This window comes from Pseudomonas guariconensis (assembly GCF_024127895.1).
GTDB classification, from domain to species: Bacteria; Pseudomonadota; Gammaproteobacteria; order Pseudomonadales; family Pseudomonadaceae; genus Aquipseudomonas; species Aquipseudomonas guariconensis_B.
Window position 1 is genome coordinate 106,601 of the sequence record NZ_JAMYBK010000017.1, and the last position, 8,073, is coordinate 114,673.

General features: G+C 64.9%; 6 protein-coding genes. 2 read left to right on the top strand and 4 right to left on the bottom strand.

Features of this window, described 5'->3' with window-relative positions; translation table 11 throughout:
• Window positions 1-83 precede the first annotated feature (83 nt).
• The gene (locus NJF35_RS17475; RefSeq protein WP_225789928.1) at window positions 84-1,733 is read right to left on the bottom strand and encodes a GMC family oxidoreductase; all 1,650 of its coding nucleotides are present in this window, start codon (window positions 1,731-1,733) and stop codon (window positions 84-86) included.
• 171 nt (window positions 1,734-1,904) lie between these two features.
• Here NJF35_RS17475 and NJF35_RS17480 point away from each other — a divergent pair, with 171 nt between their 5' ends.
• Window positions 1,905-2,792 (top strand): LysR family transcriptional regulator, encoded by an 888-nt coding sequence (locus NJF35_RS17480; protein ID WP_225789927.1) that lies wholly within the window; start codon window positions 1,905-1,907, stop codon window positions 2,790-2,792.
• Here the strand turns inward: NJF35_RS17480 and NJF35_RS17485 are convergent.
• From NJF35_RS17485 to NJF35_RS17495, 3 genes are read right to left on the bottom strand one after another with little or no spacing between them, the layout of a single operon-like run.
• The gene (locus NJF35_RS17485) at window positions 2,781-3,599 is read right to left on the bottom strand and encodes a sulfite exporter TauE/SafE family protein (RefSeq protein ID WP_225789926.1); all 819 of its coding nucleotides are present in this window, start codon (window positions 3,597-3,599) and stop codon (window positions 2,781-2,783) included. The genes NJF35_RS17480 and NJF35_RS17485 overlap by 12 nt on opposite strands.
• Window positions 3,596-4,876 carry an FAD/NAD(P)-binding oxidoreductase gene (locus NJF35_RS17490; RefSeq protein ID WP_225789925.1) on the bottom strand — a complete coding sequence of 427 codons (1,281 nt, stop codon included), beginning with the start codon at window positions 4,874-4,876 and terminating at the stop codon, window positions 3,596-3,598. Before NJF35_RS17490 ends, NJF35_RS17485 begins: the two co-directional genes overlap by 4 nt.
• A gap of 41 nt (window positions 4,877-4,917) precedes the next feature.
• Window positions 4,918-5,802 (bottom strand): MBL fold metallo-hydrolase, encoded by an 885-nt coding sequence (locus NJF35_RS17495; protein ID WP_225789924.1) that lies wholly within the window; start codon window positions 5,800-5,802, stop codon window positions 4,918-4,920.
• Window positions 5,803-6,132: 330 nt separating this feature from the next.
• On the opposite strand from NJF35_RS17495, the gene NJF35_RS17500 reads away from it, so the two are divergent.
• Window positions 6,133-7,446 (top strand): sigma-54 interaction domain-containing protein, encoded by a 1,314-nt coding sequence (locus NJF35_RS17500; RefSeq protein WP_253091325.1) that lies wholly within the window; start codon window positions 6,133-6,135, stop codon window positions 7,444-7,446.
• The last annotated feature ends 627 nt before the right edge of the window (window positions 7,447-8,073 follow it).

Sequence of the window (8,073 nt, forward strand, 5' to 3'; positions counted from 1 at the left end):
GGCCCGCAGGCCACAGTGATTATTCTTGTTGTCCACTGTCGGCGGCCTCTGACCGCAAGCCGCCGGTGTTGCACGCACCCGGGTCAGGGCGTCGGTATCGCGTTTGCGTCGTTGAAGTTGATCTGGGTAGCAGCCCCCTTGAGGATCAGTTGCGCCGCCTTCTCGGCGATCATCAATGTGGGTGAACAGGTATTGCCGGAGACGATCTGCGGCATGATCGAGGCGTCGGCCACCCGCAGGCCAGGGACGCCATGAACGCGCAGCTGGCTGTCGACGACGTCCAGCGGGCCATTGCCCATGCGGCAGGTACCGACCGGGTGGAAGATGGTGGTGCCGATCCGGCCAGCGGCTTCGTGCAGTTGTTCTTCGGTGTGCAGGGCCGGGCCGGGCAGGTACTCGCGAGGCTCGAAGGCGGCCAGGGCAGGGGCCTGGACGATGCGCCGGGTGATACGGATGGCCTCGGCGGCCACGCGCAGGTCGTACGGGTCGCTCAGGTAGTTGGGATCGATCAGCGGCGCGGCGTTCATGTCTGCCGAACGGATGTCGATACGGCCCCGGCTGGCCGGGCGCAGGTTGCATACCGAGGCGGTGAACGCCGGGAAACGGTGCAAGGGTTCGCCGAAGCGCTCCAACGACAGCGGCTGCACGTGGTATTGCAGGTTGGGGGTGGCCTGCTCGGGCCCGGAGCGCACGAACGCGCCCAGCTGGCTCGGCGCCATGGCCAACGGGCCGCTGCGATCGTAAAGGTAGCGCAGGCCCATACCCAGCTTGCCCCACAAGCTGTTAGCCATCTGGTTGAGGGTGCGGGTATTGCGCACCTCGTAGATCAGGCGCAATTGCAGGTGGTCCTGCAGGTTTCCGCCGACACCGGCCAGCTCGTGGCGCACACCGATGCCGAGGCCTTCGAGCAGCTTGCGCGGGCCGATGCCGGAACGTTGCAGGATCCCGGGGGAACCGACGGCGCCCGCGCAGAGGATGATCTCGCGGCGCGCCCTGAACTCATGCCAGGCGCCTTGCCAGCGCGCCTTGACCGCCGTGGCGCGGGTGTTGTCCAGCAGCACCTGGTCGACCTGCACGTCGGTCAGCACGGTGAGGTTGGGGCGCCGTTGCACCGGCCGCAGGAAGGCCTTGGCGGAGTTCCAGCGCACGCCGCTGCGCTGGTTGACCTGGAAGTAACCGCAGCCAGCGTTGTCGCCGGTATTGAAGTCGGGCACCTTGGCAATGCCGCTCTGTTCGGCGGCATCGCGGAAGGCATCGAGGATCGGCCAGCTGTAGCGCTGCTGTTCGACCCGCCATTCACCCTCGGCACCGTGGCTGTCGCTGGCGCCGGCGAAGTGGTGCTCGCTGGCCTTGAACAGCGGCAGCACGTCCTTCCAGGCCCAGCCCTCGTTGCCTTGCTCGGCCCAGCGATCATAGTCGGCAGCCTGGCCGCGCATGTAGATCATGCCGTTGATCGACGAGCAGCCTCCCAGCACCTTGCCCCGTGGATACCCCAGGCTGCGACCGCCCAGGCCGGGCTGCGCCTCGGTCTTGAAGCACCAGTCGGTGCGCGGGTTGCCGATGCAGTAGAGGTAACCGACGGGAATGTGGATCCAGGGATAGGTGTCGCGGCCACCGGCCTCGAGCAGCAGCACGCGGCAGGCAGGGTCGGCGGACAAGCGGTTGGCCAACAGGCAACCGGCAGGGCCAGCGCCTACGACCACGTAGTCGAAGACAGAATCGGCTGATGGCATGTGCAACCTCGCGCCTGATTTTTATTCTTGTCCCGGACCATCTTATTGATTAATTTCGCCGAGGAAACACGAGATTTCGCGCAGCCGCTGTGCGTTTTAGCACAGCGCTCACAGCCACGGCGCCGCTCCTGCAAAACGAAGCGGCACCGTCCGAAATGCACAGGGACAAGCATGTTCGACTGGAATGATCTGCGGTTTTTCCTCGAGTTACAGCGCAGCGGCCGCCTGCTCACTGCCGCCAAGCGCCTCAACACCACCCACAGCACCGTGGCCCGGCACATCGAGAGCATCGAGAAGAGCCTGGGTACCGCCCTGTTCGTCCAGCACGCCCAGGGCTATGAACTCACCCCGTCCGGCCAGGCCTTGCTCAAGCATGCCGAGGCGATGGAGAACGTCGCCTTGCTGGCCCAGGAGGAAATCACCCAGGCCATCACGCCCCTGGGCAAGATCCGCCTGGGGGTCACCGAAGGCATCGGCATCATGTTCTTCACCCCACGCATGAGCGCGCTGTTCGAGCGCTACCCGGGGCTCGAGGTGGAGTTGGTGGCGGTGCCGCGCTTCGTCAGCATCCTCAACCGCGAGGCGGAAATCAGCATCCACCTGGAACGGCCCAGCGCCGATTTGCTCATCACCCGCAAGCTCACCGACTACCGCCTGGCCCTTTACGCCAGCCAGGAATACCTCGACCACGCTCCGCCCCTGCGCAACCGCGAGGACCTGGCCCGGCACAGCTGGATCGGCTACGTCGACGACCTGCTGTTCAGCCAGGAGCTGCTGTTTCTCAACAGTTTCTGCCGGGCCCCCAACGTAGCGTTTCGCAGCACCAGCGTGATCGCCCAGCAGCATGCCGCCCGCGCAGGCCTGGGCATCGCCGTGCTGCCCAACTACATGGCCCGGCACGACCCCACCTTGGTGCGGGTGCTGCCTAGCGAAACCATCCAGCGCAGCTACTGGATCTGCACCCGCCGCGAGCTGCACAAGTCGGTGCGCCTGCGGGTGGTCTGGGACTACCTGCTGGCCCTGTGCGCGGCGGAGCAGGCCGAGCTGCTAGCCGAGTAGCGCCTTGCCGGCCAGCAACACGGCGGCACCGATCCCTGCCAAGGCGAACAGTTGCTGCAGCCGCGGCCCGGCCAGTTTCGCCGCCAGCGGCCGCGCCAGCAGCAGGCCGAGCACCGCACCGACGGCGAACGGGGCACCCAGCCGCCAGTGCACCACGCCTGCCAGGCTGGCACTGGCCACGCTACCGGCAGACACCAGGGCGATCACCGCCAGCGAGGTGGCGACGATGCTCTTCATGTCCAGGTTGGTGTAGCGGTTCAACGCTGGGATGATGACGAAGCCGCCCCCCACGCCTAGCAGGCCGGACAGCAAGCCCGAGAGCACACCCGTGAAGGCCAGGGCGCGTGCGCAGGGCAGGGTCCAGCGCAGCCGTCCCTGCTGTGGGTTGAGCACGCAGGGCATGATCTGCCGCTCGCCACAGGGCGAATCGCCACGCATCTGGCGCCTGGCCTTGCGCCAGATGCGCAGACAGGCGTACACCAGCACTGCGGCGAACACCAGGGCCAGGGGCGTATTGGGCAAACGATGCGCCAGCATCAGCCCGAACGGTGCCGTGACGATGCCAATGGCGGCAATGAACAGCGCCGCCCGGTAGCGCACCAGGCCCTGGCGCAGGCCCAACCCGGCGCCGACCGCCGCCGCCAGGCCCACCGCCAGCAAGCCGATGGGCGCTGCCTCGACCATGCTCAGGCCCAGGCCGAACACCAGCAAGGGCACCGCCAGGATGCCGCCACCGGCACCGGTCAGCGCCAGCACCGCGCCAATGATCGCCCCCAGGCCTGCCCCGAGGAATTGATGTTCGATCACTGCACAGCCTCGGCCTTCATGGGTTGCGGCCGCGCCAGCCACTCCCGGCCCTTGAGCATGGCCTGCCAGTACAGTGGCGGCAGTACTCGCGCCTTGAGCAGCCAGGCCAGGCGGGTCGGCTGGCGCCCATCGAGCAGCCAGCGAGGGAAGCTCGGCGCCACCTTGCCGCCATAGGTGAATTCGGCCAGGACGATCTTGCCGCGCTCGACGGTCAATGGGCAGGAGCCATAGCCATCGTACTGGGCCAAGGTCGGCAGACGGCCCAGGGCGACCAGAACATTGTTGGCCACGACCGGTGCCTGTTTGCGCGCTGCGGCGGCGGTCTTGGCATTGCTGGTGTTGGTCACGTCCCCCAGGGCGTGGATATTGGCGAACCGACGATGGCGCAGGCTGTGCGGATCGACATCGACCCAGCCCGCGGCATCGGCCAGCGGACTTTGCTGGATGAAATCCGGTGCCACCTGTGGCGGCACCACGTGGAGCATGTCGAAGGCCTCGACGTGGGTTTGCGTGCTGCCGTCGGGCAGGGTACGCACGAACGTGGCGCGCTTGCCGGGCCCGTCCACGGCCACCAGGCGATGGGCGTAGTTGAGGTCGACGCCGTACCTGTCGATGTAGGCCATCAGGGCCGGCACATAGTCGGCCACGCCGAACAGCACGGTGCCGGCATTGAAGAAACTCGCCTTGACCGCGCCCAGGTGGCCTTGGCGCAACCAATGGTCGCAAGACAGGTACAGGGCCTTCTGTGGCGCACCCGCGCACTTGATCGGCATCGGCGGCTGGGTGAACAGGGCTCGGCCTTGCTTGAGGTTGCTCACCAACTGCCAGGTGTAAGGCGCCAGATCGTATCGGTAGTTGGACGTGACGCCGTTGCGGCCCAGGGTTTCGTTCACGCCCTCGATGGCGTTCCAATCGAGCTTGAGGCCGGGGCACACCACCAGCTGTTCGTAGCTGACGGCGCGACCATCTTCGAGGCGGACCGTTTGTCCGTGAGGGTCGAAACCTGCGACACTCGCCTTGATCCAGCGTACGCCCCGCGGCATGGTCGAGGCCATGGTACGGGCGGTGGCCGGGGCCTGGAACACACCGGCACCGACCATGGTCCAGCCAGGCTGGTAGTAATGAACGTCGGCCGGGTCGATCAGCGCGATATCGAGGGACGGGTCACGGCTGACCAGGCTGGAGGCGGTGGCGATACCGGCGGCACCGGCACCGACGATGACCACCTTGTGGTGGTCGGTGCATGAGGCATCGGCAGGGGACTGCAAGGCAGGCATGGCGGTGTTTCCTTGAAATAGTCGTTATAGGGCCAAGGTGCTCAGAGCACATTCAGCGGGATCTTCAGATAGCGCACGCCGTTGTCTTCGGGCTCGGGCAACTGGCCGCTGCGCATGTTGACCTGCACCGACGGCAGGATCAGCACAGGCATGTCGAGGGTGGCATCGCGGGCTTCGCGCATGGTCACGAAGCTGTCCTCGCTGACGCCTTCGTGAATGTGGATATTGCTGGCGCGCTGCTCGGCCACGGTGGTGACGTAGCGCAGCTCACGCCCACCGGGCAGGTAGTCGTGGCACATGAACAGGCGGGTCTGGTCGGGGAACGCCAGCAGGCGCCGGATCGAGCGGTACAGGGTGCGCGCATCGGCCCCCGGGAAGTCGCAGCGGGCTGTGCCGTAGTCGGGCATGAACAGGGTGTCGCCGACGAACACGGCGATCTCGCCGCCATCCTCGACCACGTAGCTCATGCAGGCCGGGGTATGGCCGGGCGTATGCAAGGCACGGGCACGCAGGTTACCGATCAGGAAGACTTCCTCGTCTTCGAGCAGCACGTCGAACTGGCTGCCATCACGGGCAAAGCCCGGCTCGGCGTTGAACAGCGCGCCGAAGGTCTTCTGCACCTGGGTGATCCGCGCACCGATGGCCACATGGCCGCCGAGCTTGTCCTTGAGGTAGGCCGCGGCCGACAGGTGATCGGCGTGTACATGGGTCTCCAGGATCCACTGGACCTTGGCCCCCAGCGCCTCGACCCGAGCGATCAACCTGTCCGCCGACTCGCTGCAGGTGCGCCCGGACTTGGGGTCGTAGTCCAACACGCTGTCGATCAGCGCGCAGTGGCGCGTCTCGCCGTCCATCACCAGGTAACTGATGGTCGAGGTCACCTCGTCGAACAAGGCTTCCACATGAAGGTTGCTGCCGATGATCATTGCGCTCTCCAGGGTTTATCCACCGTGCCTTCATAGAGGCGTAGGCAGTGTCCCGGGGTTTATCAAGATGCATGCCAGCAATAATTGGGCATCTGCGCCGTCCTTTTCGCGGGCAAGCCCGCTCCCACAGGGTCAGGTGCAGGCCCCTGGAACAGGGCATCCTGTAGGGGCGGGCTTGCCCGCGAAAAGGCGTGCACCGAGGATTCGGCTCACCCAGCCCAAGCATTCCATACCAGCTCTGGCAGTCCCTTCTGGCAGTCGACTGACAGCCAATGGCAGTGTTTGGCAGTCCCTGCTACCCTCGCCGGGTACTTCCCATCGGCCACCTTCATGTCCGCGCTTTCCGTGTATCCCGACCATCCCGCCATCCTCGCCCTGGTGTCCTACCTGGAACACGATGTGCACCCAAGCATCATCCTCGACACCGACTACAACATCCTCGCCGCCAACGCCGCCTACCGCCGGCAGTTCGGCACGGACGACCAGGCACCGTTGGGTGAAAAGTGCCACCGTGTCTCCCACCACTATGCCGTGCCGTGCGACCAGGCCGGTGAGCATTGCCCCCTGCGCAAGGCCTTGGACAGCAAGGTGCCGGAGCGCGTCCTGCACATCCACCACACCCCCCGTGGGCCCGAGCACGTGGACGTGGAACTGCGACCGATCCTCGATGAGCAGGGCAGGGTGGTGGCCTTCGTCGAACGCCTGACCAGCGTCACCCTGGCCTCCGCACAACCCCAACAGCAAGGCCTGGTCGGGCGCGCCCCTGCCTTCAAGACGGCCCTTGCCAGCCTGCAGCGGGCAGCGCCGGCGCAGATCCCGGTGCTGCTGCAGGGCGAGTCCGGTACCGGCAAGGAACTGTTCGCCCGCGCCCTGCACCTGGGCAGTCCTCGGGCCAACGGGCCGCTGGTGGTGGTCGATTGCACGGGGCTTACCGAGTCGCTGTTCGAGAGCGAGCTGTTCGGCTACGAGAAGGGCGCATTCACCGGCGCGACCCAGCGCAAGATCGGCCTGGCCGAGGCGGCCCATGGCGGCACCCTGTTCCTCGACGAAATCGGTGAAGTGCCGCTGGCCATGCAGGTGAAGTTGCTGCGCCTGATCGAGTCGGGCAGCTTTCGCCCGGTTGGCAGCTTGCGCACGGTGCATTCGGACTTTCGCCTGGTGTCAGCGACGCACAAGCCGCTGAAGGAGATGGTCGCGGCCGGGACCTTCCGCGAAGATCTTTACTACCGCATCAGCGGTTTCCCCATTCGCCTGCCAGCCCTGCGGGAGCGGGTCGAAGACCTGCCCTTGCTGGCCGAGAGCTTGTTGCAACGCATGGGCAAGCAACCACCCCGGCTGACGCCGAAGGCGCTCGAGCGGCTCAGCTTGCATCCGTTCCCGGGCAATATCCGCGAGCTGCGCAACATACTCGAACGGGCGCGCCTGTTCGCCGACGACGGCCTGATTCGTCCTGAGCATTTGCCGGAAGACATTGGCCCCAGTGCAGAGGTAGGGCAGGTGGCGCCACGCCGTCGTGGCCGCAATGAGTTGAGCGACCTGGCGCACGCCCTGGAAAGCTTCCAAGGATCGCGTAGCGAGCTGGCTCGGTATCTGGGTATGAGTGAACGTACCCTGTATCGACGCTTGCGAGAGTTGGGGATCTGAACAAAAAAGGGGCTGCAAAAGCAGCCCCTTTTTTCGTTCGCCGATGTAGGCTCACAAAAAAGCTGACATCTGCGGTCCAGTGTTTTCAGCTAAAGCTGCATCTTTTCTGTGACTCATCAGTAGAAATTTCACAGAAAAAATGAGAATTGCCTACCGCATTCACAAATAAGCTGATGCATCCAAAACGACGCATCGTCATCTGCAATCTCAGCGTCGATTCTACCTAGCTTGGTACTGACAGCCCCGACAACAACGAGCGCAAAAAAAGGCACCCACGGGTGCCTTTTCAATATGTCCAAGGAGTAGTCGCAGCGATCCTTTAGCTCCCAGTCTAATGACCTTGGGTTCAGAATCCGACAGACTCGGCCTGTCGTCACTACTTCAGAGAAACCAGCTTTCTCTGCTGCCAAAAATGCCGGGGGGCCTTTGCTGGTACCCAGTCACGACGAATGCGCGGTTGCAGTCCTCCGCTACGACGTTACCCGAGGAGGTAAGCTCGTTCAATCACATGCGATGTGAACCGCCCCGGGTTTCGTGGAGGCCTCAACTCTTGAGAAGATGAGGCCATGAGAAAGACCACGACCTACTCCCCTGAAGTCCGTGAACGTGCCGTGCGCATGGTTCTGG